The organism is Actinomycetota bacterium (assembly GCA_014360645.1).
GTDB lineage: Bacteria > Actinomycetota > Geothermincolia > Geothermincolales > RBG-13-55-18 > Solincola_B.
In genome coordinates this window covers 65,874-79,101 of the sequence record JACIXD010000008.1, presented here as the reverse complement: position 1 = coordinate 79,101, position 13,228 = coordinate 65,874, and the positions used below count along the sequence as shown (strand labels likewise).

Sequence of the window (13,228 nt, the reverse complement as noted above, 5' to 3'; positions counted from 1 at the left end):
TCATCACGGGCCTTCCCTTTCTGACCCGGCCCCTGCACCCGCCCCTTTCGGCGCCCCTTCGGTGCTCCGCCCGCGAGCTTCCCATGCCGCCAGCGGCGCATTCCGCCGAGGTCACCGGACCTCAAGCCCCGATGTAAGCCTTCTTCACTTCCTCGTTCCCCGCCAGCTCCGAGGCCTCTCCCTCCAGCACTATGCGCCCGTTCTCCAACACGTAACCTCGGGCGGAAATACCAAGCGCCATGCCGGCGTTCTGCTCCGAGAGGAAGACCGTCACCCCCCGGCGGTTGATATCCGCGATGGTCTCCATGATCTTCTTCACCACCAGCGGCGCCAGCCCCAGTGAGGGTTCGTCGAGCAGGAGCAGCCGGGGACGGGACATGAGGGCGCGGCCGATGGCCAACATCTGTTGCTCCCCGCCGCTCAAGGTGCCCGCTTCCTGGGCCGACCGTTCCTCCAGAATGGGGAAGAGACCGAAGACCTCGCGCAGACTCTCCGCCACCTCCCTCTTGTCGCGGTGGCGGGTGTAGGCGCCCATCATGAGGTTCTTCTTCACCGAGAGGCGGGGGAAGAGCTTTCGCCCCTCCGGGCAGAGGGATATCCCCCTGCGCACTATCCTGTCCGGGCTCCTCCTGCTTATCGCCTCGCCCTCGAAGGTTATCTCCCCCCGCCAGGGCCGGATGAGCCCGGCGATGGTCTTGAAGAGGGTGGATTTCCCGGCGCCGTTCGCGCCCAGGAGGCAGACGAGCTCCCCCTCCGCGATGCGCAGGCTCACCCCTCCCAGGATCTCGTGTTTTCCGATGGAGCTGTGGACGTCTTTCAGCTCAAGCAATGCACTCTCCCAAGTATGCCTCGATGACCGCGGGGTCCTCGCAGATCTGCCGCGGCTCGCCCTCGGCGATCTTCACCCCGAAGTTCAGCACCACCATGCGGTCCGCCAGGCTCATCATCATGCGCATCTTGTGCTCGATGACGCAGACGGTTATGCCCCTTTCCCTCACCCGGCCGATGAGGGCGATGATCTGGTCCGTCTCCCCCATGCCCACCCCGCCCGTGGGCTCGTCCAGGAGCAGCAGCCGCGGGTCCCCCATAAGGGCCACACCGATGGCCAGCCTCTTCTGGGCCTCCTGGGGTATGGAGCCCGCGGGCTCGTTGGCGTACCGGCCGAGGCCGGTGAACTCCAGCACCTCCAGGACCCTGGCCGTGGTATCGTCCCTCTCGCGCCGCATGCGTGGGGTCCTGAACAGCACGTCCCATAGGCCGGACCTGGTGCGCATGCGCCGCCCGATGACCAGGTTGACGTACACGGGGAGCTCCTCGAAGAGGGCGGTGGTCTGGAAGGTCCTGGCAATGCCCTCCCTGGCGACCCGGTAAGGCCTCCAGCCCGTGATGTCTTTTCCCCCGAAGATCACGCGCCCCTCGTCCGGCGGGATCGCCCCACCGATGAGATTGAACAGGGTGCTCTTTCCGGCGCCGTTGGGGCCGATTATCCCCATGATGCTACCCTCCGGCACCTCGAGGTCCACCTTGTTCACCGCCACCAGGCCCCCGAAAAGGCGGGTAAGTCCCTGCACCTGCAACAGCGCCGTCATCCCGCCGCCTCCTCCACATCACCCTTGCCAAAGCGATCCCTGGCCCATTCCCATGCCCGCTTGACGCCCCCCATGATGCCCATGGGGAAGAAGATGATCACCAGCGCCAGGATGAGGCCGAACAGAAAGTAACGGAACTCCTCCACCCCCTTGATGCCGATGTTCTTCATGTAGTCCAGGAGAAGGTAGAGACCGACGGTCCCCACCACCGGTCCCGAGAGGGTCGCGATCCCGCCGATGAGCAGGTAGATGAGCAGGTAAAAGGAATAGAGGTAGTTGGTGATGGTGAAGTCGAGCTGCCCGTTCTCCAGGGCGAGAAGCGCTCCCGCCAGCCCCACGATGAAGCAGCTCACCACGAAGGCCAGCAACTTGTTGCGGAAGGTGTTGACCCCCACCGCCTCCGCCAGCTCCTCGTTGCTGCGGATGGACATCAGCGTCACTCCCAGCAGCGACTTCACCACGAGGCGCATGACCACCAGCGTCAGCACCAGGAAGGCGAGCACCAGATAATAGCGGGCCCAGCGCTGCGCCAGGAAAGCGGGCCGGGGAACCACCTGCCCCTGGATGCCCCCCGATAACCAGGTCCAGTTCTCGAACACCTTGAGGACGATGACGTTGAAACACAGGGTGACGATGGCGAAGTAAGGGCCCCTGGTGCGCAGCGAGGGCAGCCCCACCAGCAGGCCCAGCAGGGCGGTTATCATGCAGGACAGGGGGAGGGAGACCCAGAAGTTCAGTCCCACCCTCTGCACCATGATGCCGAAGGAATAGGCCCCGATGCCCAGGAAAGCGCCGTGCGCCAGGGAAGCCTGGCCGGTGTATCCCAGGATGAGGTTGAGGCTCAGGGTGGCAATGCTCCAGGCCATGGCCAGGGTGAGGATGCGCACCTGGTATTTTCCCAGCATCCAGGGCAGTGCGGCCGCGACCCCGAGCAGCGCGATCAGGCCAGCGGCTTTCAAATTCCTGGTATTCTTTCCCATATCAATCCCTGCCTCGAAACAGGCCGGTGGGGCGCACGGCCAGTATGGCGATGAGCACCGCGAAGGCGAAGACGTCCTTGTAGGCGGAGGATACGTAGGCTATGGCAAGGGCCTCCAGCAACCCCAGGATGTACCCACCCACGATGGCCCCCTTTACGCTCCCCAGCCCCCCGATGACCACGATGACGAAGGCCTTGAGGATGAGCACGCTGCCCATCTCCGGCGAGATGAATGCCAGGGGCGCCATGAGCACCGCCGCTGCGGCGGCCAGGGCGGTGGCGACGGCGAAGGTGAGGGCGGAGATGCGGTTCACGTTGATCCCCACCAGGGAGGCCCCCTCGCGGTCCTGGGCGACCGCCTCGATGGCCGTGCCCAGGCGGGTGCGTTTTATGAACAGCTGCAGGGCCGTGATGAACAGGATGGCCCCGACGATGACGATGAGTCGCTGGACCTCCATGGTCACGCCCGCGAAGCTCAGGGTGCTGTCCACGGGCTTGGGGACGCTCAAGGCCTTGGGCTGGATGCCCCGCACCAGGGTCTCCAGCATGAGGATGAGCCCGATGGCGGCGATGAAGGTGTTGATCTGGGGCTGGCCGCGCAGGGGCCTGTAAACCGCCCGTTCCACCATCACCCCCGCAAAGGCCAGGGCCGCCATGCAGATGAACAGGGCGAGCCAGTAGTTCACGCCCCCCAGCACCATGACCACGTAGAGCAGATAGGCGCCGATCATGTACAGATGGCCGTGGGCGAAATGGGAGATGTCCAGTATCCCGAAGATGAGGGTGAGCCCCAGGGCGACCATGACGTACTGGCTTCCGAGCTGGATGCCGATGATCACCTGGTTGAGGAAAAAGGACACGGCGTCTCCTTCTTTTCGACGTCAACACGCGGCCGCTCGCGTCATGCCGCACCTGGTTCTTTCCGCCACCATCGCCGTACCGGCTCTACCGTCGCCTTTCCCTGCTGCACCGCCGCTGCCGACCGGGGCGCGGGTTCACTCAGCTCCAAACCACCTGCGTGTCGTCCCTATTCGAGCGGGGAAGCCCGGGTCAGGGCTTCCCCGCAACACGGATTTTCCTCCATTACTTGCAGGAGTTCCTTAACCTACTGCTTCCACCACTCCACCATCTCCATGCCCACGAACTTGCCGTTCTCGACGATGGTGGCCGTCCCCGGCATGAGCAGGGCACCGGTGTCGTCGTTGATGCCGGAGTACGCCACCGGAAACTCCTCGCCCGAGGTCACGGCGGCGTTGCCCGCGGCGAAGCCCGCGCGGATGGCGGCCACGTCGTCCACGCTGCCCGCCTCTTTCATGGCGTTGACCAGGATGTGGAAGCCGGTATAGCAGATGGCCGTCTCCCAGGTGACCCTCTCGCCGTACTCGTCCTTGTATTTCTCGGCAAAGTCTTTCATGGCCGGCCAGTTCTCGGCCCCCTGCTCCACGGGCAGCACGCCGATGCACCCCTCCAGCTTCTCCATGCCCGTCTTGTCCGCGATATCGTCCAGCTTGGCCTGGTCGATGACGATGAACCCGCCCTTGAACCCGAGGCTGCGTGCCTGCTCGATGACCAGCGCTGTGGGATCTGAAGGCCCCCCGCAGAAGATGACGTCGGGGTTGGCGGCGAGGACGGTGGTGAGGTAGGGGGTGAAGTCGGACTCCGTGTAATAGCTGGCCGGGGCCTCCGCCACCACCGTTCCGCCCGCCTTGGTCCAGGCGTCCTTCATGGTCTTACCCCACAGGTCCCCGTAAGCGCCCGTGGTCTGGAGCATACCCATCTTCTTCCATCCCTTGCCCATGGCCATCTTGATCCATTCCTTGACATATACGGAGAAGGGCGGGGGAAGGGTCACCATGTACTTGTTGGGGGACTGCGCATACAGAGGGACGCTGGTGTAGGCCATGATCAGGAACTCCTCGCCCGCCGTCTGGTTGATGCCCATCAGGGACTGGATGGTGTTGGCGGTGGGGTCCCAGATCACCTTGATGTCCTTCTGGAGCACGAAGTTCTGTGCGTTGGAAAGCGCCGACTCCGGGACCATCTCGTCGTCCGAGGCCAGGAGTTCGAAGATGTAGGTGGTGTCTCCTATGGTGATTCCTCCCCTGGAGTTGACGGCGTCTATGGCCATGTCCAGACCGGCCTTGATGTCCTGGCCGTAACCCGCGCCTATGCCGCTCAGGGGAGCCGTGAGGCCTATTCTCACCGTGACCTTACCCCCTCCTTTCTCGCCGCAACCGGCGAGGGAGAGAGCGAGCACCATCAAGGCCACCGTCAGTATGATCGCCGATTTCACGCGCATATCCCTTACCCCCTTGTTGGACCTTCCATACCCTTCAATGCTCGTCGCCCGCATCCAGCAAAGTAAGCATGAGCCCGTCCTCGAGCGGGAGGCCTACTCCGGCTTGAACAGAGGGCGATGGCGAGGACATATTCACCGGCCGAAGCCCGGGATCGGGATCGTGGTGCGGGAAGCCTCTTGTCCCGGTGAGGTCCGGGGCTCTTTTCGAGCTTCGTTTTTTACTGTGACTCTGTTTTCCAGCGGTTCCGCGAAAGGTGCTGCCAGGACATGGATGCGGTGTCCGTCAATCCCTCCGGCATCACCTCCCCCGTTCGCGTCCCATGCCGCTGGATAATGCCCCTAACATCCACAGCTTATCGACTACTGCTCAAGTATACCAGCCGTTTACCGGGCCTTCAAATGCCCGTCCCCGCGCGAGGTCCCTGACGTTCACGCCGGCCCGCCCCTTGCCGGGGCTCGCCTACCCTTCGCCGACCACCACGGTTAGCAGAAGGTTGTGGGGTCCTTGGAGGCGAAGCCGGCTGCCGGGCGGTCTCGCCGCGGGTTGGCGCAACCCCGAGAGGAGCGGCTTTTTCTTCAGCGGTGCATGCGGAAGGTGCCGCGCTGGGCGTAGGGCGAGTAGGTATCTCCCTGAGGCTCGGCCACGAAATCCCCCGTGACCTCGCTCAAGCCCTCCCCTACCTGCCCCACCAGGTAGATCTCCGCGGGGACCGCCGCCTGGGAGGGTCCCAATCTCACCATCACCAGCATGCCGGCGGCGAAGGAGCCCGTCCCGCGGTCCCAGACGTATTCGCTCTCCTTGATGATGAAGACCTGCTCATACTCGGGGGGCGTGGCGATCTTCCCGTTCTCCTCCAGCCTTATGTGGCAGTTGTTGATCCCGTACGCAGATCCCGACATGTCCAGGACCCAGTCGCCGGTGATGTCTCCGTACCCCCCGGGCGGCTTCGCCTCCCCTCCGCCTCCCGCCGGGTCGGGGAACTCCACCACCAGGCCGGGGACGTTCGCTTCCGGCGCGGGGCCCGCGTCGGCGCCGGTCTCGGGGGCCTCCTGCCCGCCGTCCCGCCCCCGCTCTTGTCCCGCCTCCGGCAGGTCTTCATCCGTTACCGCGCTCCCGCCCGGCTCGCCTGCTTCCCCTCCCCTCTCCGCCGCCCCCGCCCTCCTGTCCTCGCTCCCGCCTCCTTCCGGCAGGTACCACATGATAGCCAGGGTCAGGGCGAGGGCCAGAAAAGCCGCCGTGGCGAGGACCCAGGTCCTCCTGCCCCTCCAGCGCCCGGTGAATGCGAACAGCCCCGCCGATCCCCGTTCCATCTCTTTCCCCGGGTCTCCGCTCCATCCGGAGCAACTGCTTCTCACTCGATATCCGCCAGCCTCTTGACGAACTTCACCTTCTCCTCCAGGTCGGCCAGGCGGTAGATCATGATGCGCTGGGCCTGGGGGGAGCCGGCCCCGTGGACGCTCTCGGTGAGGTAGGCGGCGGCGCCGCATCCCATGGTCATGTTCTCGATGAACTTGAGCACCTTGATGCGGTCCAGGGTGGGCACGTCCGCCGAGCCCTTGAGGTACTTCTCGAGGTAGGGCGCCACCTCGGGGTTCTCGAAGTCCTTCTGGGAGGGCATGGTCACCACCAGGCCGCCGGCGATGTCCTGCAGCAGGCGCGAGATCTCGAAGGGAAAGCGGGTGACGTTGTGTTTGCATATATTGGCAAGCAGCACGTCCACCAGGTAGCATCCCGATGGGGTGGCCTCTCCCCGCGCCGAGCAGGCGATGCCGCAGGAGAAGAGGGTCTCGTTTAGGTGGATCATCTCGGTTATCTTGTCCCGTATGTGGCTCACCCGGTCCACCCCGCTGTAGAAGGCCGCGAGCTGCGCCGCCCCCACCAGCACGTCCCCCACCCCCACCTTGCAGCCGCCGTAGCTCTGGCGGTGGTAGGCGGCGAAGCGCTCCACCACCTTGCCGCTCTGCCGGTGCTCGCCGCACATGAACACCCGCTCCCAGGGCACGAAGACGTCGTCGAAGACCACCAGCGCCTCCTGGCTGCCGTACCTGGGGTTGCCTACGTCCATGGGGCTCCCTTCCAGCTTGCGGGTGTCCGAGGGTTGGCGGCCGAGGATGAAGGTGATGCCCTCGGCGTCGGCGGGGACGGCGAAGGAGACGGCGTAGTCCGCCTCGTTCTCCCGCATGGCGGCGGTGGGCATGACCAGTATCTCGTGGGAGTTTATGGACCCCGTCTGGTGCGCCTTGGCCCCGCGCACCACGATGCCGTCGGACCGGCGCTCCACCACGTGCACGAACATGTCGGGGTCGGCCTGGTCGGCGGGGCGCAGCGAGCGGTCGCCCTTCACGTCGGTCATGGCCCCGTCCACCACCAGGTTCTCCTCCTGGATGAAGCGGATGTATTCCTTCAGCCTCTGGTGGTATTCCGTGCCGCACTCCTCGTCGCACTCGTAGGTCACGGAGTAGAGGGCGTTGATACCGTCCATGCCCACGCAGCGCTGGAAGCAGGTGGAGGTGCGCCGCCCCAGCAGGCGCTGCATGAGCACCTTGTTCACCAGGTCATCGGCGGACTGGTGGATATGGGTGAAGCGACTCACGCGCTCTCCCGTGAGGTGTGACCTCACGAAGAGCAGCTCCTCCGCCTCGGGCTCGTCCCCCAGGGAGTAGGTCTCCGCCACGGCGTTCATGGACGGCCTGATCATGGGGTGGTTTACGGGGTCGTCGACCCTCTCCCCCATGACGTAGATCCTCCGCTCCAGCGCGCGCAGGCTCTCGACGTATGCTTCCGGTCCGTCTATCTTCATCTACCCTCATCCCCTTTCCGACTGATCTCCCCGTCCCCCTCTTCCCAAAAGCGGCGTTCTTTATCCCGGCACCCCGCATGATGATCATAATCCAATAATATATCCGAAACTTCGTGACCATATTTTAGATTAATGTCCGAAAGTGATCAGGATCTGGCTATATGCTGCGCAAACGGGCGGTCCCTTCCAAAAACGCTTGACGCGAAAGGGAGCCATGATTATAATTTATTTTGTGAAATAACCAGAGGGGGCGCCGTGGACCGCGACAGAATATTTTCCCATCTTCCCGAGATCGAGAGGCTGTACACTCTCTTCGACTATACCACCACCCTGTGGGAAGCGAAGGAGCTCTCCCTGTATCACATCGACAAGGTGGAGTTCTACCTCCTGCTCATCCTGCGCTTCCGCGAGGACCTGCGCATGAAGGACATGGCCGAGCTGCTCTCGCTCAACAACTCCACCCTCACCCAGGTGGCCAACAGATGCGAGAAAAAAGGCCTCGTGAAAAGGGAAAAAGGGACGAACGACAAGCGGGAGACCCTGCTCAGGTTCACTCCCAAGGGGAGAAGGTTGATCGACAACATCGTCAGCCACCGCCAGGCCCTCTTCTTCCCGGTGTGGGAGAAGGTGAGCGAGGAGGACATCGAGGGCTTCCTCAAGGTCCTGCGCACGGTGGTGGAGACCCTGGAGGACCGCGTCGCTTTCCTCGAGCGGCTGAAACGGCCGTGGTGAGGAGGGGATCTGAGAGAGGGCGATATATTAATACATTCTATGAAATATTATTCGATCGTAGGGGTGCGGGAACGGAGGAGATGAGCGCTCGTCACCGGATCGGTCGGAGCGGCCGCCGAGATGTGAGGGGGAGTACCGCGCGGCCGCGGTCTGAGGAAAGGGGGACGCCATGAAAGCGGCTGTCTGGCACGCGCAGCGGGACATGAGGATCGAGGACATCCCGGAGCCGGAGGTGGGTCCGGAGGACGTGAAGATCAAGGTGGCCTACGCCGGCATCTGCCACACCGACGTCTTCGAGTACCTCTACGGGCCGCAGACGGTATTCAACCCACCGCTGGCCCTGGGGCACGAGTTCTCCGGAGTGGTGGAGGAGGTGGGGGAGAAGGTGACCGGCCTGGCCAGGGGCGACGCGGTGACCGGCCTGCCCTACTATCCCTGCTGGGAATGCGTCTACTGCAAACAGGACCTCTGGAACCTCTGCCCCAACGCAAAGGCCCACGGCATGCACATCCACGGCGCCTTCGCGGAGTACGTGCCCCTGCACTACAAGGGGGTCTACAAGCTCCCGGAGGGCGTGAGCCTGGAGGAGGCGGCCACCGTCGAGCCCACCTCGGTGGTCTACCGCGCTGTGAAGCGCTCCGGCCTGCAGGCGGGCGAGAGCGTGCACGTGGTGGGAGCGGGGCCGGTGGGGCTGCTCCTCACCAACGTGGCCAGGTACAAGGGGGCCTCGAAGATCGTGGTCAGCGAGCCCCTGGAGATCCGGCGCCAGAAGGCCCTGGAGATGGGGGCCACCCACGTCATCGATCCCGCGCAGGAGGACGTCCTCGGCCGGGTGTACGAGATCTGCGACGGGGTGGGGGCGCACGTGAGCTTCGACTGCGTGGGCACGGCCGCCACCCTGGACACCGCGGTCTACGGCACGCGCCGCAACGGCCGCGTGGGCATCCTCGGCTTCGCGTTCTACGAGTCGCCCACCTATCCCCTCATGCTGCTGGCCGCCTTCGCCGCCGAGTACACCTACTTCGCCACCCTGGGCTACAACGTAGAGATGAAGGAGGTTGTGGACCTGGTGGGCAGGGGCGAGCTGCACCCGGGACAGGTGATCAGCGACGTCATCCCCTTCGACCAGATCGTCGACTTCTTCGACCACTTCGAGGAGAACCGCCGCGACCACCTCAAGGTCCTGCTCAAGATGGGGTAGGTGGTGGCCATGGACCTCGAGGCGAAATGCGACAGCTCCGGCATGCTCATGGCCGCAAGACGGGGCAGGTGACGGGCCGTGACCCTCAAGGAACTGCTCGCATCGCGGGCGGCCGAGACGGGCGACCGCCCCGCGGTGATCTACCGGGACCAGCCCATCTCCTACCGGGAGCTGGAGGCGCGGGTGGTGCGCTTCGCCAACGCCCTCGCCGGTCTGGGGGTGGGGCGCGACGACAAGGTGGCCATCATGCTCAACAACTGCCCCGAGTTCATCGTGGCCTTCTTCGCCTGCTCCTACCTGGGGGCGGTGGCGGTGCCGGTGAACATCTTTTACAAGGAAAGGGAGCTGGAGTTCCTGCTGCGCGATTCGGACGCGGTGGCCCTGGTGGCCAACCCCGCTTTCGCCGAGTTCTTCTCCCGCATCGAGGAGAAGCCGCCCCTCTTCAAGTGGCTGATCGTCAACGGGGACTACCCGGAGGGGCTCCGGTTCGCGGAGCTGGAGGCGGGCGCCTCGCATGAGCCGGTGCGGGTCGAGGTGAGCGAGGACGACGTGGCCGAGATCCTCTACACCTCGGGGACCACCGGCGTCCCCAAGGGGACCATGCTCACCCAGGGCAACCTCTTCTTCCACGCCGACGCCATCATCCAGGTCCTGGAGCTGGTGGAGGACGACCGCGCCCTCATGGTGGTGCCCATGTTCCACGGCTACGGCATCACCGTCATGCTCTGCTGCTTCCGGGTGGGGACCTGTTTCGTGCTCCTGGACCCCTTCAACCCGGTGGAGGTGTTCCAGGCCGTGGAAAAGCACCGCGTCACCTTCCTGCCCATGGTGGTGGCCATGTACTTCATGCTCTACCACCACCCCGAGCGGGAGAAGTACGACCTCTCCTCGCTGCGCATCGGCATATCCGGGGCCTCGGCCATGCCCGCGCAGCTCATGCACGACGCCTCCGAGGCCTTCGGGATCAAGATCCTCGAGGCCTGGGGGCTCACGGAGTGCTCCGCCTCCGCCACCATCCAGCGCATGAACATGCCCTACAAGGAGGGGAGCGTGGGCCTCGCCCACCCCGGGGTCGAGGTGGGAGTGATGGACGACGAGGGCAACCTGCTGGGGCCGAACCAGGTGGGCGAGCTGGTGATCAGGGGTCCCCTGGTGATGAAGGGGTACTACAAGCGCCCGGAGGAGACGGAGGAGGCGCTGCGCGGCGGATGGCTGCACTCCGGGGACATGGGGTACTACGACGATGAGGGTTACTTCTTCATGGTGGACCGCAAGAAGGAGATGGTCAACGTGGGGGGCGAGAAGGTCTTCCCCCGCGAGGTGGAGGAGCTCATGTACACCCATCCCGCCATCGCCGAGGCGGCCCTGGTGCCCCAGCCCGACGCCCGGCTGGGCGAGATCCCGGTGGCGGTGGTGGCGCTGAAGCCCGGCGCTACCCTGAGCGAGGGCGAGCTGGTGGAGTTCCTCTCCCACAAGCTGGCCCGCTTCAAGGTGCCGCGCCGGGTGGTGATCATGGACAGCCTGCCGCGCAACCCCATCGGCAAGATCGTGAAGAAGGACCTGGTGCGCATGCTCCAGGAAGAGACCGGCTATTGACGGGGTCAGGCCTTGAATCTTGGATTATTTGCCATATTATGGCAGATGTATCAATCCCTGGAACCCGGCCCACCGTGGAAGGAGACACGATGCTGAAGAAGCGCGCGCGGGTGAAGGCGCTCCTGGCGGGGATCGTTTTCCTGGAAAGGCATCCCTTGCTGGTGAGGTGCCTCCTCGGGCCGCTCTCGCGCGTGCCCCCCCTCTCCCGGCGGACGATGGTGCTCTTCAAGGCCTTCCTGGGCCACGGCGCCCTCGAGATGCACGACGTGGACCGGGAGCGCGGGCGCATCGGCATCGGGGGGGTGGAGGAGATCCTGTTCGGAGCGAAGGTGATCGAACAGATGCACCGGGTGCTGGAGAAGCGGCTGCCGGAGGAGGAGAAGGAGCGGGCCCTCTACGAGCTGGGATACAACCTCTGCCGCTGGGAGGTCTCCACCGCCCTGGAGAGCGGGCAGTGGGCACCCCGCGTGCTGGTGCCCCTCATCGCCAACCGCACCATCCTGAACGACGTGCGGTCGGATCCCCTGCTCGCCTCCTTCTTCCTCAAGGTGATGGGCCAGGTGTCGCGCCTCATTACCGACGAGGGGGGCTGGGGCCACCTGGACTTCGAGGTCAGCTCCGATCCCATCCGGGTCTTTCTCTCCAATTCCCAGGAAGCCGCCTGGCTGGGCCCGGCCGAGAAGCCGGTCTGCCACCTCTACGCGGGCATCGTGGCGGGATATGCCAGCGCCATCAGCGGCGAGGAGCTGCGCGCCCGCGAGGTGGAATGCCGTGCCGCGGGAGCGGAGCGGTGCGTGTTCGAGATATGCTAGCGAGGTCTGGTCTTGGTGACTGGGTTGCTTGCCATTATATGGTATGTAATTCAGGATGCAAGACCCGACCCCAGAGGGGATGAAAGGTATGCAAGGAATCGATGAGCTGGTGGAGGTGGTCCGAGACCCGCACGCCCGCCTGAGGGAGGCGGCGCAAAAGGGGCGCAGGGCGGTGGGCTACTTCTGCTCATATGTGCCGGTGGAGCTCATCCACGCCGCTGGGTTCACTCCGGTACGGCTGCTGCAGGGGCCGCCGCCCGGCGACGTGGCCGGCAGGTACATGCAGCCCTTCTGCTGCTCCTTTGCCCGCAGCCTCCTGGAGGGCCTGGGCGACGGCACCTACGGGTACCTCTCGGCGGTGGTCATGCCCCACACCTGCGACACCATCCGCAACCTCTCCGACCTGGTGGAGTCCGCCGCCCCGGGACTGCGCGTCCTGCGCCTCATGGTCCCCACCGTCACCCACACCGCCGAGGCGGTGGATTTCATGCTCGCGGAGACGCGCGCCCTCCAGGAGGACCTCGAGGAACTCGCCGGCGAAGAGGTGGACCGGGAGAGGCTGTTCCAGAGCATCCGCCTCTACAACCGCTGCCGCAACGCCCTCGCCGGCCTGCGGGTAAGCGGCCTGGGCAACCGCGCCCTCTACGCCGCCCACCTCGCCTTCCAACTCATGGACCCGGAGGGATTCCACGCCTTGGCGTCCTCCCTCCCCCGGGAGCCCGTGGACCTGAGCGCGGCGGCCGGGGAGGTCGGCGGCGCGGGGAGAGGTTGCGCCGGGGTGGCCCTGGCGGGGGGGCCGGTGCCGCAGCTGGAGGTCTTCGACCTGCTGCAGGAGTACGGCCTCGAGGTGGTCTGGGACGACCTGTGCACCGCCTCCCGCTTCGCCGCCGGCGCGGTGCGGGAGAACGGGGACCTTATGCTGGCGCTGGCCGAGCGCTACCTGCGGCGGCGTCCCTGCCCCACCAAGCGCGACCCGGACAACCGGCGCGAGGAGGAGCTGATCACGGGGATATCGGCGGGCGGCGCGCGGGGCGTGGTCTTCATCCAGCAGGCCTTCTGCGAGTTCCACTCCTTCGACTACCCGGGGTTGAAGCAGCGGTTGGACGCCGAGGGCATCCCCTCGGTGCGCCTGGACCTGGAGTCCCCCTTCCAGCCCACGGGACAGATGCGCACGCGCCTGCAGGCCCTCTCCGAGATGGTGGGCGGGGGGAGGTGACGG

The 13,228-nt window shown here is 65.3% G+C and carries 12 protein-coding genes; 5 read left to right on the top strand and 7 right to left on the bottom strand.

Annotation, left to right across the window (positions count from 1 at the left end):
* Positions 1-121 precede the first annotated feature (121 nt).
* The 7 genes from H5T74_08690 to H5T74_08660 all read right to left on the bottom strand — a co-directional run bounded on the left by H5T74_08690 (position 122) and on the right by H5T74_08660 (position 7,668).
* Positions 122-829, bottom strand: coding sequence for an ABC transporter ATP-binding protein (locus H5T74_08690; GenBank protein MBC7230450.1), 708 nt, complete (start codon positions 827-829; stop codon positions 122-124).
* Complete coding sequence (locus H5T74_08685) at positions 822-1,580, bottom strand: ABC transporter ATP-binding protein (GenBank protein MBC7230449.1); 759 nt, start codon at positions 1,578-1,580, stop codon at positions 822-824. Before H5T74_08685 ends, H5T74_08690 begins: the two co-directional genes overlap by 8 nt.
* Positions 1,581-1,585: 5 nt before the next feature.
* The gene (locus H5T74_08680) at positions 1,586-2,548 is read right to left on the bottom strand and encodes a branched-chain amino acid ABC transporter permease (protein MBC7230448.1); all 963 of its coding nucleotides are present in this window, start codon (positions 2,546-2,548) and stop codon (positions 1,586-1,588) included.
* Positions 2,549-2,570: 22 nt separating this feature from the next.
* Positions 2,571-3,428: a branched-chain amino acid ABC transporter permease gene (locus H5T74_08675; protein MBC7230447.1), complete on the bottom strand. Its 858-nt coding sequence runs from the start codon at positions 3,426-3,428 to the stop codon at positions 2,571-2,573.
* A 245-nt stretch (positions 3,429-3,673) separates the two neighbouring features.
* Positions 3,674-4,861: an ABC transporter substrate-binding protein gene (locus tag H5T74_08670; protein ID MBC7230446.1), complete on the bottom strand. Its 1,188-nt coding sequence runs from the start codon at positions 4,859-4,861 to the stop codon at positions 3,674-3,676.
* A gap of 582 nt (positions 4,862-5,443) precedes the next feature.
* Entirely contained in the window at positions 5,444-6,178 is a 735-nt protein-coding gene (locus H5T74_08665) for a hypothetical protein (protein MBC7230445.1), read from the bottom strand.
* 41 nt (positions 6,179-6,219) lie between these two features.
* A complete protein-coding gene (locus tag H5T74_08660; GenBank protein ID MBC7230444.1) occupies positions 6,220-7,668 on the bottom strand; it encodes a 4-hydroxyphenylacetate 3-hydroxylase family protein in 1,449 nt (482 codons plus the stop codon).
* A gap of 255 nt (positions 7,669-7,923) precedes the next feature.
* Here H5T74_08660 and H5T74_08655 point away from each other — a divergent pair, with 255 nt between their 5' ends.
* The 5 genes from H5T74_08655 to H5T74_08635 all read left to right on the top strand — a co-directional run bounded on the left by H5T74_08655 (position 7,924) and on the right by H5T74_08635 (position 13,225).
* Positions 7,924-8,400 carry a MarR family transcriptional regulator gene (locus tag H5T74_08655; GenBank protein ID MBC7230443.1) on the top strand — a complete coding sequence of 159 codons (477 nt, stop codon included), beginning with the start codon at positions 7,924-7,926 and terminating at the stop codon, positions 8,398-8,400.
* Between the two features lie 169 nt (positions 8,401-8,569).
* Positions 8,570-9,601, top strand: coding sequence for an alcohol dehydrogenase catalytic domain-containing protein (locus H5T74_08650; protein MBC7230442.1), 1,032 nt, complete (start codon positions 8,570-8,572; stop codon positions 9,599-9,601).
* Positions 9,602-9,679: 78 nt separating this feature from the next.
* The gene (locus tag H5T74_08645; GenBank protein ID MBC7230441.1) at positions 9,680-11,197 is read left to right on the top strand and encodes a long-chain-fatty-acid--CoA ligase; all 1,518 of its coding nucleotides are present in this window, start codon (positions 9,680-9,682) and stop codon (positions 11,195-11,197) included.
* Positions 11,198-11,286: 89 nt separating this feature from the next.
* Positions 11,287-12,009 carry a 4-vinyl reductase gene (locus tag H5T74_08640; protein MBC7230440.1) on the top strand — a complete coding sequence of 241 codons (723 nt, stop codon included), beginning with the start codon at positions 11,287-11,289 and terminating at the stop codon, positions 12,007-12,009.
* 88 nt (positions 12,010-12,097) lie between these two features.
* Positions 12,098-13,225, top strand: a complete 1,128-nt coding sequence (locus H5T74_08635) for a 2-hydroxyacyl-CoA dehydratase (protein MBC7230439.1) — start codon at positions 12,098-12,100, stop codon at positions 13,223-13,225.
* Positions 13,226-13,228 lie beyond the last annotated feature (3 nt).

What these genes read in the sequence shown, in the direction of transcription:
- H5T74_08665 (MBC7230445.1), bottom strand. Translation starts at nt 6,178, where the DNA reads ATGGAACGGGGATCGGCGGGGCTGTTCGCATTCACCGGGCGCTGGAGG.
- H5T74_08660 (MBC7230444.1), bottom strand. Translation starts at nt 7,668, where the DNA reads ATGAAGATAGACGGACCGGAAGCATACGTCGAGAGCCTGCGCGCGCTG.
- H5T74_08650 (MBC7230442.1), top strand. Translation starts at nt 8,570, where the DNA reads ATGAAAGCGGCTGTCTGGCACGCGCAGCGGGACATGAGGATCGAGGAC.
- H5T74_08640 (MBC7230440.1), top strand. Translation starts at nt 11,287, where the DNA reads ATGCTGAAGAAGCGCGCGCGGGTGAAGGCGCTCCTGGCGGGGATCGTT.
- H5T74_08635 (MBC7230439.1), top strand. Translation starts at nt 12,098, where the DNA reads ATGCAAGGAATCGATGAGCTGGTGGAGGTGGTCCGAGACCCGCACGCC.